The sequence below is a fragment of the Kitasatospora sp. NPDC127067 genome (genome assembly GCF_042724755.1).
Classification (GTDB): domain Bacteria; phylum Actinomycetota; class Actinomycetes; order Streptomycetales; family Streptomycetaceae; genus Kitasatospora; species Kitasatospora lactacystinica.
The window spans coordinates 13,388-31,990 of the sequence record NZ_JBHXEM010000032.1 but is presented as its reverse complement, the minus strand read 5'-3'; the positions used below and the strand labels follow the sequence as shown (position 1 = coordinate 31,990).

The 18,603-nt window shown below is 76.4% G+C and carries 3 protein-coding genes; all 3 read right to left on the bottom strand.

All coding sequences use genetic code 11. From position 1 onward, the window contains the following. Window positions 1–5 precede the first annotated feature (5 nt). The 3 genes from ACFWJ4_RS16080 to ACFWJ4_RS16070 all read right to left on the bottom strand — a co-directional run bounded on the left by ACFWJ4_RS16080 (window position 6) and on the right by ACFWJ4_RS16070 (window position 18,508). A complete protein-coding gene (locus tag ACFWJ4_RS16080) occupies window positions 6–2,882 on the bottom strand; it encodes a type I polyketide synthase (RefSeq protein WP_380544111.1) in 2,877 nt (958 codons plus the stop codon). 138 nt (window positions 2,883–3,020) lie between these two features. Beyond that, on the bottom strand, window positions 3,021–5,315 hold the full coding sequence (locus tag ACFWJ4_RS16075; protein WP_380544108.1) for a zinc-binding dehydrogenase: 2,295 nt from the start codon (window positions 5,313–5,315) through the stop codon (window positions 3,021–3,023). Beyond that, window positions 5,312–18,508 (bottom strand): type I polyketide synthase, encoded by a 13,197-nt coding sequence (locus ACFWJ4_RS16070; RefSeq protein ID WP_380544105.1) that lies wholly within the window; start codon window positions 18,506–18,508, stop codon window positions 5,312–5,314. Before ACFWJ4_RS16070 ends, ACFWJ4_RS16075 begins: the two co-directional genes overlap by 4 nt. Window positions 18,509–18,603 lie beyond the last annotated feature (95 nt).

Here is an 18,603-nt window from a genome sequence, read left to right as displayed (position 1 = left end):
GGTCGTCATCCGGTGGGATCGGGGGACGGTGGTGCGCCGCCGTCCGGCGGGGTGGGAGCGGAGGGGCGTGCGGGCCCGGGCCCGGGAGTGAGCCAGTAGCCGCGGCGCTGGAACGGATAGGTCGGGAGGTCCGCCGGGAGCGCGGACGTGCCGGGGAGCGCGGGCGTCCAGTCGACCGGGGCCCCGGCCACCCAGAGGGCGGCGAGGGACAGCAGGAACGAGGTGGGCTCGTCGGCGTCGAGGCCGAGCGTTCCGGTGACGGTGACGGTGACGGTGGCCGCCTGGCCCGGCGACGGCGCGCCCGGGGACGCCTCGCCCGGCGACGGCGCGCCGCCGCGGTACGCCTGGTGGTTCTCGGTGATGGCCGGGACCAGGACGGGCTGCGGGCCGAGGTCGACGAAGTGCCGGTATCCCGCCGCCAGCAACGAGCGGACGCACTCGTCGAACCGGACCGGCTCCCGCACGTTGGCGTACCAGTAGCCGGCGTCCAGGAGCTGGTGGTCGATCAGCTCGCCGGTGACGGTCGAGTGCAGCGGGATGCGTCCCTTGCGGGGGCGGAGGTCGGTGGCGGCCAGCAGGTCGGAGCGGACGGCCTCGACGGCCCCGGTGTGCGCGGCGACGCGGATGGGCAGCCGGTGCGCGGCGATCCGCTCCGTCCGGCAGTGGTCGAGCAGCTGCTCCAGGGCGTCGTCGGGGCCCGCGACCACCACGGAGGAGGGGCTGTTGACGGCGGCGACGGACAGCGGGGCGTGCAGCGCCGAGAGCAGTTCCGCGGCGCGCTCGGCGGACAGCGGGATGGTCACCATGCCCCCGGTGCCCGCGATCCGGCCGAGGGCCCGGTCGCGCAGGGCGACCAGGGAGGCCGCGTCGTCGAGGGTGAGGGCGCCGGCGACGTGGGCGGCGGCTATCTCTCCCTGGGAGTGCCCGATGACGAGATCCGGTTCGACGCCGTGGTGGCGCCAGAGTGCCGCGAGGGCGACCGAGGTCGCGAAGAACAGCGGCTGGACGAGCTCCGGGCGCTCCAGTTCCGCCGTGGTGGCCGCGTCGCCGAACAGGTCGGACAGGCTGCGCCCGGTGTGCGGGCGCATGGCCCGGTCGCAGGCCTCGAACGCCTCGCGGAAGACGGCCGAGTCGTGGAGCAACTGCCGTCCCGCGGTCGACGACTGGGCGCCCTGGCCGGGGAAGACGAAGACCGTGCCACCGGGTTTGCGGGCGGCCGTGCCGGACACCAGGTGCCGGTGCGGGCGGCCCTCGGCGAGCGCGCGCAGGGCGTGGAGGAGCCGGGTGCGGTCGGTGGCGACGACGGCCGCCCGGTGGCGCAGCCGGGCGCGGGTCGTGGCGAGGTCGTGGGCGGCGTCGGCGGGGTGCAGCCCCGGGTGGGCCTCGGTGTACGCCGCCAGGACCGCGCCCTGGGCTTCGAGGGCGGCGGCGTTGCCGGCGGAGATCAGCCAGGGGACCGCACCGTCGCGGTGGGGCGGTTCGGCGGGCGGGCTCCCGGCGGGGGGAGCCGCTTCGAGGACGAGGTGGGCGTTGGTGCCGCTGATGCCGAAGGAGGACACCGCCGCGCGCGCGGGCCGTCCGGTGTCGGGCCACGGTCTCGGGCCGGTGAGGAGCTCGACGGCGCCGGAGTCCCAGTCGACGTAGCTGCTCGGCCGGTCGACGTGGAGGGTGCGGGGGACGGTGCCGTGCTGGATCGCGAGGAGCATCTTGATGACGGAGGCGACGCCGGCGGCGGCCTGGGTGTGGCCGAGGTTGGACTTGAGCGAGCCGAGCAGCAGCGGCCGGTCCGGCGGGCGGCCGCGGCCGTACGTGGCGAGTACGGCCTGGGCCTCGATCGGGTCGCCCAGTCTGGTGCCCGTCCCGTGCGCCTCCAGGACGTCGACGTCCGCGGGGGTGAGCCCGGCGTCCGCCAGGGCCCGTCGGATGACCTTCTGCTGGGCCGGACCGCTGGGCGCGGTGAGGCCGTTGCTGGCGCCGTCCTGGTTGACGGCGCTGCCCCGGAGCACGGCGCGTACGGGGTGGCCGTGGCGGCGGGCGTCGGAGAGGCGCTCCAGGACCAGCAGGCCGGCGCCCTCGGCCATGCCCATGCCGTCGGCCGTGTCGGCGAACGCCTTGCACCGGCCGTCGGCGGCCAGGCCGCGCTGGCGGGAGAACCCGATGAAGGGACGCGGTGTCGCCATCACCGTGACGCCGCCGGCGAGCGCCAGGTCGCACTCGCCCGCGCGCAGGGCCTGACGGGCGAGGTGGATCGCGACCAGCGAGGACGAGCAGGCGGTGTCGACGGAGAGCGTGGGGCCCTCCAGCCCGAGCAGGTAGGCGATGCGGCCGGAGACGACGCTGGTGGCGCTTCCGGTGACGAGGTGGCCCTCGACCCGGCTGTCGTCCCACCAGGCCTCCCCGTAGTCCTGCCAGGACACCCCGGCGTAGACGCCGGTGTCGGTGCCGCGCAGTGCGGCGGGGTCGATGCGGGAGCGTTCGAGGGCCTCCCAGGCCACTTCGAGCAGGATGCGCTGCTGAGGGTCCATCGCGAGGGCTTCGCGCGGGGTGATGCCGAAGAACCCGGCGTCGAAGTCCTGCGGGCGGGAGAGGAACCCGCCGTGCGTGGTGGTGGAGGTGCCCGAGCGGTCGGGGTCCGGGGAGTACAGCTCGTCCAGCGGCCAGCCCCGGTCGTCGGGGAACGCGCCGACGGCGTCGCGGCCCTCGTCGACGAGCCGCCACAGCCCGGCGGGCGAGTCGACCCCGCCGGGCAGCCGGCACCCGCACCCGATGACGGCCACCGGATCGCCGGAGCCCGCCTCGGCGGCCTTCAGGCGGTCACGGAGCCTGTCGATCTCGGCGACGGCGCGCTTGAGGTAGGTGCGGATCTCCTCCTGTTCCGCCATGGTTCGGTCCTGCCTTTCGCGTGGGTGGGGGGAGGGGCCGGGGGTGCGCCGGGCCGGCCGGAGCCCGGGCCCGCCGCCGGTACGGGCGGTGACGGTACGGGCGGTGACGGTACGGGCGGTGACGGCACGGCAAGGGGCTCAGCCGCCCTCGGCGGGTCCGGTGTCCGGCGCGGACTCGGCGGGTCCGGTGTCCGGCGCGGCCTCGGCCGTGGTCAGGACGGGGGCGTCCGTGTGGCGGGACGTCTCGTAGAGGCGGGCGAGGAGGGCGGAGCGGTGCGGGTCGGGGGTCGACGGCAGCACCACCAGCGTGGCGGCGAGCCCCAACGAGTGTCGGTGAGCGACCAGCGATTCCAGTACGGCGAGGCCCCGTACCGGGTCGTCCGGGGAGCGGGCCGGGCCGTTCGGGCCCGCGGTGGCGATCAACAGGAAGGTTTCCAGGGGGAGTTCGAGGGTCGACCGGTGCAGGATCGCGGCGGCGCCGGACGGTTCGCCAGCCGCCCGTTCGTCGCCGTCCGGTCCGTCGCCGTCCGGCGCCGTCCGGTCGTCGGCGGTGGTGTGCACGACGGCGGTCAGCGGGGCCACGGCCGAGGCGTCCGCCAGGACCTGCCGCACGGCGTCCGGGTCGGTGGGATCGGCGTTCACCGGATGGAGCTCGGCCGGCCGGCCGGCCAACCGCGACCGGAGCCGGGCGAGGCCCTCGTCGTCCTCGTCGTGGGGTGCGAGGAGCCAGATGTGCCGGGAGCCCCGGCCGGTGGCGAGGTGGTCGGCCAGCGGCACGGTGTCGGCGAGCGGACCGACCAGCAGGACGCCGTCCCGCGCGTCCTCGGGCGGCGGGATCCGCAGCACCAGCTTGCCGGTGTGCCGCGCCCGGCTCATGTGGTGGAAGGCGGCGATGGCGTCCTGGACGTCGAAGACGTGGACGGTGGGCGGGTGGAGCACTCCGGTGGCGAAGAGCTCCCGCAGGTCGTGCAGGATTCCGGCGAGTTGCGGCGGTCCGGCCGCCTCCCGGAGGTCGAAGGGCAGGTAGGAGACGCCGGGGTGGTCCCGGGCGATGTCGTCGGGGTCGCGCGGGTCGGTCTTGCCCATCTCCACGAACCGGCCTCCCGGACGCAGCAGACGCAGGGAGGCGTCGGTCGCCTCGCGGGCGAGGGCGTTGAGGACGACGTCGACGCCCCGGCCGGAGGTGGCGTCCAGGAACTCCCGCTCGAAGCCGGTGTCCCGGGAGGAGGCGATGTGGTCGTCGTCCAGACCCAGCCACCGCAGGGCCGCGTGCTTGGGCGGGCTCGCCGTGCCGAACACCTCGGCGCCCGCGTGGCGGGCGAGCCGGACGGCGGCACTGCCGACGCCACCGGAGGCGCAGTGGACCAGGACGCGTTCTCCGGCCGTCAGCCGGCCGAGGTCGAACAGCCCGTAGGAGGCGGTGGCGAAGGCCACCGGGACGGCGGCGGCGCGGGCGGCCGGCCAGCCCGGGGGCACCGGGACGAGCAGCGGCTCGTCGGTCACGGCGACGGGGCCGAACGCACCGGTGAGCAGGCCCATCACCCGGTCGCCGGGCTTCAGCCGGGTGACGTCCGGGCCGGTGTCGAGCACCGTGCCGGCCCCCTCGGCGCCCAGCGGTCCCGGGTCGCCGGGGTAGAGGCCGAGCGCGTCCAGGACGTCGCGGAAGTTGATCCCGGCGGCCTCCACCGCCACCCGAACCTGGCTGCCCACGAGGGGTGCGCCGACCTCCTCGCAGGAGTCGAGGGCGAGGCAGTCCAGGGTCCCCTTGCCGATCAGGCTCAGCCGCCAGGGCGGTGGGCCGGGCAGCGCGAGCCGGACGTGTCCCGGGGGGAGGGGCAGGAGTGCGGCCGGAACGGACTCCGGCGCGAGGACCTCGCCGGCTCTGATCGCCAGCTGGGAACGCGGGGAGCCGAGCGCCGCGGCGAGGGCCCGGAGGGAGGCCGGGTGCCCGTCGAGGTCGACCAGCGCGAACCGGCCGGGCCGTGCGCCGGCCGAGGCCAGCACGCGCTCCCGCAGGACGCCCTGCCGCGGATCCGTCACCCGGTCGGTGTCGCGGGCCAGGACGGCGTCCCGGGTGAGGACGACCAGGCGGGGCGCCCGTTCCTGCGGCAGGGCGAGGGCGGCCTCGACGAGGGCCAGCGTCCGGTCGGCCGCGCCGGCCGCCGGTACCACCAGGACCCCCGTCGGCAGCCCGGCCCGCGGACCGGGGGTCAGCAGCGGGACGTCCGGGTGGGCCGCGCGCACCTCCTCGGCGGCCGCCGAGGGCCCGGCGGTAGGGGACAGCACCGCCCAGGCGGAGGGGGCGGCGCCGGCCGGGGCGGGGTCCCAGCGGATCTGCGCGAAGGACGGGTCGCGGCCCGGGGCTCCGTCCCGGCCGGCAGTGGCCCGGACGAGGCCGTTGAACGGCAGGGTGCGGGGGGCGGTGGCAGTCATTCCTGGATCCCGTCGATGGCGGCGAAGAGCGCGGCGTCCTCGGCGGTCTCGGCCCAGTGGGTCGCCGGCTCCGGTTCGGTGGCCCCTTCCGCCGGCTCGGCGGCGGAGACGGGCCGCAGGTCCGCCAGGAGGCGGGCGGCGAGCGCCCCGGGCGTGGGGTGGTCGAAGACCGCCGTGATCGGCAGCGCGGCCCCGGCGGCCCGGTTGACCCGGTTGCGCAGCTCGACGGCGGTGAGCGAGTCGAAGCCCAGGTCGGCGAAGGGCGCGTCGGCGTCGATGTCGTCCGTCGAGGAATGGCCGAGGACCTGGACGACCTCGCTGCGCACCAGGTCGGTGAGGATCCTCCCGGCCTCCTTCGGATCGGCGTCGGCGAGCCGGCGGGGCAGGGTCCGCTCATCGGCCTCGGTGGCCTCGACGGCCTGCGCGCTCTGCTGCCGGGGCCGGACGAGGTCGCGCAACAGCGGTGACGCGGCGCCGTCGTGGTGCAGGGCCACGCCGCTCAGCCGCAGGGGCAGCAGGACGGCCTCGTCGAGGCGCTGTGCCTCGTCGAGGAGCGCGAGGTTGTGGGGGGCGGGCAGTTCGGCGATGCCCAGGTGCTCCAGCCGTCGCAGCGCGGTGGCGTCCAGGTGGCCGGTCATGGCGCTGCGCTCCGCCCACAGGCCCCACGGCAGGGACAGGGCCGGCAGGTGCAGGCCGCGCCGGTACTCGGCGAACGCGTCGAGGAAGGAGTTGGCCGCCGCGTAGTGGGCCTGCCCGGGGGTCCCGAAGACCCCGGCCGCGCCGGAGAACAGGACGAAGGCGGCCGGGGCGTGCGCCAGGGTGGCCAGGTGGAGGTTGATCGCGCCCTCGACCTTGGGCCGCAGCACCGCCGTCACCTGCTCGTCCGTCAGCTTGGCCACGGTGCTGTCGTTCAGGGTGCCCGCGGCGTGGACGACGGCGGTGAGGGGCCGGTCGCCGAGATGGGCGGCGAGGACGGCGTCCAGCTGCGCGCGGTCGGCGGTGTCGCACGCGGCGATGGTGCAGTCCGCGCCCAGGTCGGTGAGTTCGGCCCGCAGGGTTTCGGCGCCGGCGGCGGCCTCGCCGCCCCGGCTGAGCAGGAGCAGGTGGCGCACGCCCTGCTCGGCGACCAGATGGCGGGCGAGCAGCCGGCCGAGGGTGCCGGTGCCGCCGGAGATCAGGACGGTGCCGTCCGGGCCGTACGGCAGTGGCGTGGGCGGCGGGACGGCGGCCCGGGTGAGCCGGGGTGCGTACACCACGCCTTCGCACAGGGCGAGTTGCGGCTCGGTGTCGAGCGGGAGCGTGGCCAGCGCCGATGCGTCGGGCTGTCCGGTCGCGGGGTCGACGACGCGGCCGAAGTCGTCGACGTCGAAGAGGGTGAACTGCCCCGGAGCCTCGTTCTGCGCGGAGCGGACCAGGCCCCAGACCGCGGCGGCGACCGGGTCGGGCGTCTCACCGGGGACGGTCGCGACGGCCCGGTGGGTGAGCACGACCAGCCGGCCGGTGGCCAGGCTCTCCTGGGCGAGCCAGCTCCGCAGCAGCTCCAGCGTCCGCCGGACGGCGGCGTGGACGGCGGGGGCGAGGCCCTCCGGCCCCGGGTCGCCGGTCGGCAGGGGGTGCAGCACCAGGTCGGGGGCGGGCCGGGCGGAGCCGAGGTCCGCCACGAGGGCCGCCGGGTCCGGATGGAGCGGCGGGGGCCAGCCGCCGTCCGGCCGGGGCCCGGGAGCGGCGCCGAGCCACACCGCGCCCGGCTGCCGGCCGGACGGGGTGGCGGAGGCCACGGGCTTCCAGGAGAGGCGGTACAGCCCCTCGCCGCCGAGACGTCGGCGCGGAGCCCGGGCGCCGGCCGGCCGCATGACCAGGCGCTCGATCCGCAGCACCGGGTTGCCGTCCCCGTCGCGGACGTCGACGGTGACGCTCCGCTCGTCCAGCGGCCGGATGCGGGTGCGCAGTGTTCGCACGCCGGGCCGGTGGAGCTGGACACCGCCCCAGTGGAAGGGGAGTTCGACGCCGGCCGGGCGGCGGACCAGCAGGCCCTGGAGGGCCGCGTCGAGCAGGGCCGGGTGCAGGGCGAAGGCGGGGTCCTCGGCGGCCAGGGCGTCGGGGAGCCGGGCCTCGGTGAAGATGTCCTGGCCGCGCCGCCAGATCCCGGTCAGCGCCCGGAAGGCCGGGCCGTAGTCGTAGCCACGCAGGCCGACGCCGGCGTAGAACTCGTCCACGTCCAGCGGAACGCTGTGGTCGGGGGGCCAGGACTCGGGCGCCGGCGCGTCGGGCGGCGGCGCGGAGGGGGCGAGGACGCCTCGCGCGTGCAGGGTCCAGGGTTCGCCGGTGACGGCGGTGTGCGGCCGGGAGTGGACGGTGACGCTCCGCCGGCCGGTGGGGTCCGGGCCGCCGACGGTGAGGTGGAGCTGGGTGCCGTCCTCCTCGCCCAGGTGGAGCGGGGTGAGGAGGGTCAGCTCGGTCAGCTGCGGGCAGCCGGACTCCCGGCCCGCGTGCAGGGCGAGGTCGACGAAGGCCGTGCCGGGCAGGATCGGGGCGCCGTGGAGGGCGTGGTCGCGCAGCCAGGGGTGGGTGGCCGGGCCGGCCCGGCCGGTAAGGACGAGGCCGTCGTTCTCGGGGTCGGGCAGGCTGATGTCCAGGACCGGGTGGTCGGTGGAGGCCGCGCCGAGGGTGGCCGCCCGTTCCTGCCGGGTGTCGCCGCCCGAGGTGCCGACCCAGAAGCGCCGCCGCTGGAAGGCGTAGGTCGGCAGGTCCGACGGCTGCCCGGGGTGGTGCGGGTTGAGCGCGGCGGTCTCGACGGCGACCCCCTCGACATGGGCTCGGGCGACGGCCGCCGTGACGTGGCGCAGCGTGCCCTCGCCGCGGTGCAGGGTGGGCAGGGCCGTGGCCGGCCGGTCCGCCTCGTCCGCGATCTCCAGCACCGCGCTGGACAGCAGCGGGTGGGCGCTGGGTTCGACGAAGAACCGGTAGCCGTCCTGGAGGAGGGCCCGGGCGGCCAGGTCGAACCGGACCGGTTCGCGGAGGTTGCGGTACCAGTAGGCGGCGTCCAGTTCGGCCGCGTCCACCGCGGCGCCGGTGACCGAGGAGTAGAAGTCCAGCTCCCCGGCGGCGGGGGCCACCGGGGCCAGCAACTCCACCAGCTCGGTGCGCAGTTCGTCGACCTGGGGGGAGTGGGCGGCGTAGCTGACCGGGATCCGGCGTGCCCTGACCCGGTCGGCGGCGCACTCCTCGCGCAGGGCATCCAGCTCGTCCGCCGGGCCCGCGACCACCACGGCCCGGGGGCTGTTGACCGTGGCGACGGTGAGCCCGGGGTGCGGTTCCAGCCGTCGCAGCGCGTCCTCGTGGGAGAGCTGGAGGGCGAGCAGGCCGTGGTCGCCCTCCAGACGGGTCAGGGCGCTGCTGCGCCGGGCGACCACGCGGGCGGCGTCGGTCGGCGAGAGGACACCGGCGAAGCAGGCGGCGGCGATCTCGCCCTGGGAGTGCCCGACCACGGCGTTCGGCCTGACCCCGGCGGCGTGCCAGAGCCGGGCGAGGGAGAGCTGGACGGCGAAGAGCGCGGGCTGGACCACGTCCACCCGGTCCAGCAGTTCGGCGCCGGCCCCCGGCGAGAGCGCGTGCCGCAGCGACCAGTCGGTGTACGGCGCCAGCGCGTCGGCGCACTGGGCGATGCTGTCGGCGAAGACCGGACTCTCCTCGATCAGCCGGGCCGCCATGCCGGGCCACTGCGAGCCCTGGCCGGCGAACACGAACACCGTCCGGCCCTCGGCGGCCCGTCCGGTGACCAGGTCCGGGTCGGTGGCCCCGCTCGCGAGCGCGCCGAGCGCCCGCAGGCAGCCGTCCAGGTCGGGGGCGGTGATCGCGGCCCGGTGAGCCAGGCGGGCGCGGCCGGTGGCCAGGGCGTGGCCGACGGCTTCGGCGGAGGAGGGCGGGAAGGCGTCGAGGTGGCGGCGCAGTTTCTCCGCCTGGGCCCTGAGGGCGGCTTCGCTGTGCCCGCTGACCAGCCAGACGGGTGGCGCCAGGACGGGCGGCCGGACGGTCGGGGCGGCGGCCGGGGCGGCGGCCGGTTCCGGTTCCGCCGGGGCCTGTTCGACGATCAGGTGGGCGTTGGTGCCGCTCACCCCGAAGGCCGAGACGGCGGCGCGGCGCGGTCGGCCGGTGTCCGGCCAGGGGATGCTCTCGGAGAGGATCCGCACGGCGCCGGTGCCCCAGTCGACGTGCGGGGTCGGGGTGGCGGCGTGCAGGGTCCTGGGCAGGACGGCGTGCTGGAGCGCCAGGACGCTCTTGATCAGCCCGGCGACGCCGGCGGCGGCCTGGGTGTGGCCGACGTTGGACTTGAGGGAGCCCAGGTGGGCCGGCCGGTCGGCGGCGCGGTCGCGACCGTAGGTGGCCAGCAGGGCCTCGGCCTCGATCGGGTCGCCCAGGGTGGTGCCGGTGCCGTGGGCCTCGATCAGGTCGACGTCCCCGCTGCTCAGCCCGGCCCGTTCCAGGGCCTGGCGGATGACGCGCTCCTGGGACTTCCCGTTGGGCGCGGTCAGGCCGTTGCTGGCGCCGTCCTGGTTGACGGCACCCGCGCGGATCACGGCCAGGACCGGGTGGCCGTTGCGGCGGGCGTCGGAGAGCCGTTCCAGGACGACCGTTCCCGCGCCCTCGGCGAACCCGGTGCCGTCGGCCTCGGCCGCGAAGGAGCGGCAGCGACCGTCGGGGGACAGCGCCCGCTGCCGGGAGAACTCGATGAACAGCCCGGGCGAGGCGATCACGGTGACCCCGCCGGCCAGGGCCAGGGCGCTGTCGCCCAGGAGCAGCGACTGGCAGGCCAGGTGCACGGCCACCAGGGACGAGGAGCAGGCGGTGTCGACCGAGACGGCGGGCCCTTCGAGCCCGAGGACGTAGGCGACCCGCCCCGAGATCACGCTCAGCGGTTTGCCGGTGGTGAGGTAGCCCTGCATCTCCTTGGGCGCCTCGTGCGAGCGGGAGCCGTAGTCCTGGTAGACGGCGCCGGCGAACACCCCGGTGGAGCTTCCGCGCAGCGACCAGGGGTCGATCCCGGCCCGCTCCAGCGCCTCCCAGGACGTTTCGAGCAGCAGCCGCTGCTGGGGGTCCATGGAGAGGGCCTCGCGGGGCGAGACGCCGAAGAACTCGGCGTCGAAGTCGGCCGCGCCGGTGAGGAACCCGCCCGTGGTGACGTAGCTCTTGCCGTGCGCGGCGGGGTCGGCGTCGTACAGTCCGGCGAGGTCCCAGCCGCGGTCGTCGGGGAACGAGGAGATGGCGTCGGTGCCGGCCTCCAGCAGCGTCCACAGCTCCTGCGGGGTGTCGACCCCGCCGGGCAGCCGGCAGGCCATGCCGATGACGGCGATCGGCTCGACGGCGGAGCGGGGCTCGGTGACCGCTACCGGGACCTGCCGGGCCGTCCGGTCCGCGGCCTTCCCCGGTGCCTCGCCGCCGTCCAGCCGGGCGTGCAGGTGGGAGGCCAGGGCGGCGGGCGTCGGATGGCTGAACGCCAGGCCGGTCGGCAGGCGCAGGCCGGTCGAGCGGGCCAGGCGGTTGCGCAGCTGGACGGCGGCCAGGGAGTCCAGGCCGAGCTCCTTGAACGGCCGGTTCGAAGCGATCGAGTCGGGCGTGCGGTGGCCGAGGACGGCCGCGGTGGTGGAGCGCACGAGGTCGGCCAGCACCTGCCGCTGACGGGCGGACGGCAGCTGCGGATAGTCGGCGGGCAGTCCCGCGGCGGCGCGGCCGGAGTCCTCGCTCCGCTCCTGCCGGGCCCGCTGGACGGGTGCGAGGTCGTCCAGGAACGGGTTGGGACGGTCGGCCGCCCGGGCGGCCAGGAACACCGGCCAGTCGAAGCGGGACACGACCATCCGCGGTTCGCGGCCGGTCGCCAGCGCGGGCAGCGCGGCCGCGGTGGACTCGCCCGTGAACGAGAGCAGTCCGCGCTCGGTCATCCAGTCGCCGTGTCCGGCACCGAGGCCGCCGGGGGCGTAGCCCCAGGCGATGGAGGTGGCCGCCAGGCCCTGGGCCCGACGGGCCTCGGCGAGCGCGTCGAGGTACGCGTTGGCCGCGCCGTACGCGCTGTGGCCGCCCATGCCGACGGTGCCGAGGACCGAGGAGTAGAGGACGAAGGCATCGAGGTCGCGGCCTTCGGTGAGGTCGTGCAGGTGCTGCGCCCCCTGGGCCTTGACGGCCAGCACCTGCTCCAGGTGGTCCTGCGTCAGCTGGTCGATCATGGCGGTCGACAGCACGCCCGAGGTGTGCACGACGCCCGTCAACGGCTCGTCCGGTGGGACGGCGTCGAGGACGGCGGCGAGCGCGTCCCGGTCGCGGACGTCGCAGGCGGTCACGCTCACCCGGCTTCCCAGGGCGGTCAGTTCGGCCGTGAGCTCGGCCGCGCCCGCGGCGTCCGCGCCGTGCCGGCTGAGCAGCAGCAGGTGCGGGGCGCCGGCGGCGGCCAGGGCCCGGGCCGCGTGGGAGCCGAGGAAGCCCGTCCCACCGGTGACGAGGACCGTTCCCCGGGGCTGCCAGCCGGGGCCCGGCGGGAGTGCGGCCTGCCGCAGACGCCAGACGTAGCCGCCCCGGGAGCGGACCGCGATCTGGTCCTCCGGGCCCGCTGCGGCCAGCACGGCGCAGGCCCGGCGCAGGCTCTCCGGATCCGGTCCGAGCGGGAGGTCGAGCAGGCCGGCCCAGCGGTCGGGATACTCCTGGGCGGCGGCGCGGCCGAACCCCCAGAGCGCCGCCTGGGCGGGGTCGACCACGCGGTCGCGCTCGTCGACGCGGACGGCCTCGCGGGTGGCGCACCACACGGGGGCCTCCGCGCCCAGGTCGTCCAGGGCCTGGAGCAGGGTGGCGGTGTCGGCCAGCAGACGGCTCGGTCGCGACTGCTCGGGCGGCCGGTGGGAGAGGAACGAGACGACGGCCTCCGGCCGCGGGGCGTCCGCCCCGCCGTCCAGCAGGCGGGCCGCCCCGGCGCGGTCGGTGCCCGGCGGCAGCACCACGGTGCGGACGTCGGCGCCGCCGGAGGCCAGGGCGGTGGCCAGGGCCCGCGGCCAGGGCCCCGCGTCCGGGCCGGGGGTGACCAGCAGCCAGTCGCCCCGGGCGGTCGACGCGGGCTGGGCGGCCATCGGCACCCAGGAGCCGGTGAAGCACGAGTCGCCCAGGCGGGCCCGGGAGTTCCGGGAGCCGTGCCAGGCGGCGAGCGCCGGGAGGACGTCGTGGACCGGGGCCTCGTCGGCCAGCCCCAGCAGGGCGGCCACCGCGGTGGTGTCCCGGCGCTCCACGGCCTCCCACAGCGACCGTTCCTCCCCGTCCCCGTCCGGCCGGGCGCCGTCGGCGGCCTCCGGCACGGCGGGCAGCCAGTAGCGCTCCCGCTGGAAGGCGTAGGTGGGCAGCGCGACCCGCCGGGCCCCGCCGAGCACCGGCGTCCAGTCCACCGGCAGGCCGTGGCACCAGGCCCGTGCGAGGGCCAGCAGCAGGTCGGCGGGTTCCCCGGCGTCCCGGTGCAGCGAGGGGAGCACGGTGACGTCCGGCGGCGGCTCGGCGCTGTCGGCGGTCTCCTGGACGCCGACCGCCAGCAGGGGGTGCGGACTCATCTCGACGAAGGTGTCGTGCCCCGCGGCGAGCAGGGCCCGGACGGTGGACTCGAAGCGGACCGGGCTGCGCAGGTTGGTGAACCAGTACGCGGCGTCCAGCAGGCGGGCCGGGTCCGTGTCCGCGGTGACGGTCGAGTAGAACGGGATCCGCGCGGGCCGCGGGACGATCGCGGCCAGGGCCCTGGTCAGGGGCTCGTGCAGGACGTCGACGTCGGCGCAGTGCGAGGCGTAGTCGACCGCGATCCGGGCGATGCGCACGCCCTCCTCGTCGCACCGGGCGAGGAGGCGCTCCAGCTCGTCGCGCGGTCCGGAGACCACGGTGGACGTGGGGCCGTTGTACACCGCGATGCCGAGGCCGGGACAGCCGTCCCGCAGCCGCTCCTCGACCTCGGCGGCCGACAGCCTCAGGGAGGCCATCGCCCCGTCGGTGGCCAGCGTGCCGACCAGCCGGCTCCGGGTCACGGTGGCCAGGACGGCGTCCTCCAGGGTCAGCGCACCGGCCACCCAGGCGGCGGCCAGCTCGCCCTGGGAGTGCCCGACCACGGCGTCCGGAGCCACCCCGTGCGCGCGCCAGACCTCGGCGAGCCCGGTCATGACGGCGAACAGGGCGGGCTGCACCACGTCGTCGCGCTCCAGGGACGGGGCCGTCGGCTCCTGGGCCAGCACCGACCGCAGCGACCAGTCGCAGTGCGCGGACAGGGCCCGGTCGCAGGCGTCGACGTGCGCGCGGAACACCGGCGAGGCGGCCAGCAGGCCGCGCGCCATGCCGGCCCACTGCGAACCCTGGCCGGGGAAGACGAAGACCGTCCGGTGACCGGGCCGGGCCTCGGCCTCGACGGCCTCCCGGGAGGCGGCGCCGTCGGCGTCGGCCGAGCGGGCCAGGGCGTCCAGGGCCGCCGACAGGGCCTGCGCGTCGTCGCCGACCACGGCCGCCCGGTGGTCGAGCGCGGTCCGGGTGGTGAGCAGGGACCAGCCGATGTCCCGGGGGTCCGCCCCCGGGTCGTCCCGCAGGAACTCGGCCAGCCGCCCGGCCTGGGCGCGCAGCGCCCGCGGATCGGCGGCGCTGAGCGCCCACGGGAGGGCGGACGCGCCCCACTTCGCGCCGGGGCAGCCGTCGGGGCGGTGGTCGTCGGAACGGTCGCCGGGGCCGTTGTGGGGCGCCTCCGCAACGCCGTCCGGAGCCTCTTCGAGGACGACGTGGACGTTGGTGCCGCTGATCCCGAAGGAGGAGACACCCACCCGCCGGGGGACCGGCCCCCGCGGCCAGCGGACGCGCTCGGTCAGCAGCCGCACCCGCGCCGCCTCCCAGTCGACGCGGGTCGAGGGCGTGTCGATGTGCAGGCTGGCGGGCAACTCCTCGTGCTGGAGCGCGAGCACCATCTTCACCAGACCGGCGACTCCGGCGGCGGCCTGCGCATGGCCGATGTTCGACTTGAGCGAGCCCAGCAGCAGGGGGCGGCCGGCGTCCCGGCCCTCGCCGTAGGCCCGGCCCAGCGCCTGGGCCTCGATCGGGTCGCCGAGCGTCGTCCCGGTGCCGTGGGCCTCGACCGCGTCCACGGAGGCGGGACCCACACCCGCCTGCGCGAGCGCGCGCCGGACGACCCGCTCCTGCGCGGGCCCGCTGGGAGCACTGAGACCGCTGCTCGCACCGTCCTGGTTGACGGCGCTGCCGAGCAGGACCCCCAGGACCGGATGGCCGTGGCGGCGCGCGTCGGAGAGCCGTTCCAGCAGGACCAGGGCCGCGCCCTCGCTCCACGCCGTGCCGTCGGCCGCGTCGGCGAACGGCTTGCACCGGCCGTCGGGCGCCAGCCCGCGTTGGCGGGAGAACTCGATCCACATGCCCGGCGAGGAGAGCACGGCCACCCCACCGGCCAGCGCCAGCCCGCACTCGCCGGAGCGCAGCGACCGGCAGGCCAGGTGGACGGCCGCGAGCGAGGAGGAGCACGCGGTGTCGACGGTCAGCGCGGGCCCGTGGAGACCGAAGGCGTACGCCAGCCGACCGGAGGCCACGCTGGTGGTGGTCCCGGTCAGGGCGTAGCCGGCGCCCTCGCCGGACGCCTGCCGCATCCGCGGGCCGTACTCCTGGGCGGTCGCACCGATGAACACGCCGGTGTCGCTGCCCCGCAGCGAATCGGCGGGGATGCCGGCGCGCTCGAACGTCTCCCAGGCGGTCTCCAGCAGCAGGCGCTGCTGGGGGTCCATCGCCAGCGCCTCGCGCGGGGAGATGCCGAACAGGCCGGCGTCGAACTGCGCGGCGTCGTACAGGAAGCAGCCCTGGCGCACGTACGTCCTCCCGGACGCGTCGGGGTCGTCGGAGAACAGCCCGTCGAGGTCCCAGCCCCGGTCACGGGGGAAGTCCGCGACGGCGTCCCGGCCCTCGTGCACCAGGTCCCACAGCTCCTGCGGGGACCCGACGCCGCCGGGCAGCCGGCAGCCGAGCGCGACGACGGCCACCGGATCACGGACCTGCTCCGGGAGACCGGCGGACGGATCCTCGGCCCGGGAGGTCCGCCCGTCCCCGGCGGCCAGCAGCCGGACCACCTCGGTCGCCGCGGCGCGCGGGGTCGGGTGGTCGTACGTCAGGGTGTCCGGCAGCGTCCGCCCGACGGCCGTACCGAGTTCCACGGAAAGCTGCACGGCGGTGAGGGAGTTCATCCCGAGGTCCGCGAACGAGCGGCGCGGATCGATCCGTTCGCCGGCCGGGTAGCCGAGCAGGGCGCCGGTGCGGCTCAGGAGCAGGTCCAGGACGGCCCGTTCGGGATCCGGGCCGGCGAGGGCGGCGAGGCCCGGTGACAGGTGCGTCGGGTCCGCGGGCGAGGCCGCAGGCTCGGTCGGTGCGGTCGGTGCTGCGGAGGGCGGGCGGCCGGTCTCCGCGGGAACGGTGGCGTCCGCGGCCCCCTCGGGCGTCAGCCAGTGGTCCCTGCGCTGGAAGGCGTACGTCGGCAACGCGATCCGCCGTGCGGGCAGGTGCCCGAAGACCGCGGACCAGTCGACCGGGACCCCGTGGACGTACAGCTCCGCCAACGCCCCCGACAGCGCGGCCGGTTCCGGGACCGTGTCGCTGAGCAGCGCGATCGTGCCGCGGTGGTCCGCTCCCTCCGCCTCCAGGCAGCGCCCCGCCATCGTGGTCAGGGTGGCGTCGGGTCCGAGCTCCAGGAAGTGGGCGGCCCCGCTCCGGGCGGCGGCGCGGACGGCGTCGCAGAACCGTACGGTTCCCCGTAGTTGATCGACCCAGTACCCGGCCGTGCACAGATCCTCCCCGCGCGCCGGGGCACCGGTCAGGGAGGAGACCACCGGCACCTCCGGCGGACGGAACCGGATCGACGCGGCGACCTCCGCGAACTCGTCCAGCACCTCGTCGACCTGGGGCGAGTGGAAGCCCTTGGCCACCCGGAGGATCCTGGTGCGCGCTCCGCGGCGCCCGAACGCCTCGGCCATCGCGCGCACACCGCTCGCCTCCCCCGACACGACGACGGCCCGGGGGCCGTTCACGGCGGCGAGCGAAACCCGACCGCTCCACTCGTCCAGCAGCGGGGCGATCTCCTCCTCGGTGGCCTCGATCGCCGCCATCGCCCCCTCCGGGAGCGCGCTCATCAACCGACCGCGCTGCGCCACCAGCAACGCCGCGTCCGGCAGGGAGAACACGCCCGCGACGAACGCCGCGGACAGCTCCCCGATCGAGTGGCCGAGCAGGACGTCCGGGTGGATCCCCCAGCTGGTCAGCAGCCGGTGGAGCGCGACCTCGAACGCGAAGAGCGCCGGCTGGGTGCAGGCGGTGTCGTCCAGCAGCGCCGCCTCGTCGCCACCCGGGTCGGCGAACACCACGGACGCCAGCGGGCGGGGGAGGTGAGCGTCCAACGCCGCGGCCACCTCGTCGAAGGCCGCCGCGAACACCGGCTGGTGCCGGTGCAGTCCGCGGCCCATCGCGGGACGCTGGCTGCCCTGTCCCGTGAAGACGAAGGCGACGCCCTGCCGACCGCAGGTCTCGCCGGTGCGGACGAGTGGCGAGGGGCTCCCCGCGGCGACGTGGGACAGTCCCTCCCGCAGCGCGTCCTGCCCATCGGCGACGACGGCCGCGCGCCAGTCGAAGTGGGTCCGGGTCGTCGCCAGCGAGTACGCGACGTCGAGCGATTCCGGCGGCGTGCCCCACAAGGCGCCCGAAGCAGCCGGGGCCGGATCCTCGACGCCCTTGACGCCCTTGACGTCCTCGGTGGCCTCGACGCCCTCGGTGGCCCGGACCGCCGAGGTCAACTGGCCGAGCAGCGTACGGGCCTGGGCCTGCAGGGCCTCCCGCGTCCGCCCGGACAGCACATGGACGTGCTCCGAGCGCACCCGTTCCGCCCGCGGCTCCGTTCCGTCCGTCCCAGGGGCCTCGGACACCACCACGTGGCAGTTGGTGCCGCCGAGCCCGAAGGAGTCGACCGCGGCGACCAGCGGCACCCGCCGGGGCGACCAGTCCTCCAGGGCGAGCGGAACCCGCAGGTTCAGGTCCCCCAGCCGGATGAGCCGGGACGGCTCCCGGTAGTTCGGCTGCGGGACGATCGCCCGGTGCCAGACCGAGAGAGCGGCCTTGATGAAGCCCGCGATCCCCGCCGCGGCCTCCAGGTGACCGATGGCGGCCTTGACCGAGCCGACCGCCACCGGGTGTCCGCTGTCGTGGGCGGCGCCCAGCGTGCCGCCCACGGACCGGGCCTCCACCACGTCGCCGGTCGGCGTCCCGGTGGCGTGGAGTTCCACGAACTGCACCGAGTCGAGGGTCCCGGCGCGGTCGTTCACCCGGCGCAGCAGCTCCTGCTGCGCCTCGACGCTGGGGTGCGTCAGACCCGGCCCGCCGCCGTCGTTGTTGACGCCGCTGCCCCGGACGACGCAGTAGATCCGGTCTCCGTCCGCCAGTGCCGCGGACAGGGGTTTGAGCAGGACGACCCCCGCGCCCTCGCCGGGCACGAAGCCGTTGGCATCCTTGTCCAACGGCCGGCAGCGGCCGTCGGGCGAGAGGGCGCCGAACTGCCCGGCTCCCGCTGCCCCGTCCTGATCGAGCAGCAGACTGACGCCGCCCGCCAGGGCGGCTTCGGAGTCTCCGCGCAGGAGGGACTCGCAGGCCAGGTGAAGGGCCACCAGGGACGAGGACTGCCCGGTGTCCACCGTCATGCTCGGACCGCCGAGCCGCAGCGCGTAGGACACCCGGTTGGCGATCATGCTGCGCTGGAGCCCCGCGAAGGTGTGCAGACCGTAGCCGCCCGCGCCCTGACGCCGTGTGATCACGGCGTAGTCGTCGCGCATGGCCCCGAAGTAGACGCCGGTGTCGAGCCCGCTCAGTGCGGACGGCCGGATCCCGGCGTCCTCGATGCTCTCCCAGGCCACTTCGAGGGCCAGCCGCTGCTGCGGATCGAGCGCGGCCGCCTCCTTCGGCGAGATCCCGAAGAAGTCGGCATCGAACTCCGCCGGATTCTCGATGAATCCACCGGAGCGGGGGCGGTTCGGGAGCCGCGCCCGGGAATCGTCGGGCGGTGCGGAGATCGCACTGGCGCCACCGGTCAGGAGGGACCAGTAGGACCGGACATCGGGTGCCGAGGGGAAACGGCAGCTCATCCCGACGACGGCGATTCTGTCGTCCACGGACATCACGCTCCTCCACCCGCGGCGCATCGGGTCGCACCGGGGCGCACCGGATCGGGCCGACGGGTGCCGCGGTCGACGGATGCCGCACGGGT

Bases quoted from the DNA above. Each gene is read 5' to 3' on its own strand.
- ACFWJ4_RS16080 (WP_380544111.1), bottom strand. From the start codon at position 2,882: ATGGCGGAACAGGAGGAGATCCGCACCTACCTCAAGCGCGCCGTCGCC.
- ACFWJ4_RS16075 (WP_380544108.1), bottom strand. From the start codon at position 5,315: ATGACTGCCACCGCCCCCCGCACCCTGCCGTTCAACGGCCTCGTCCGG.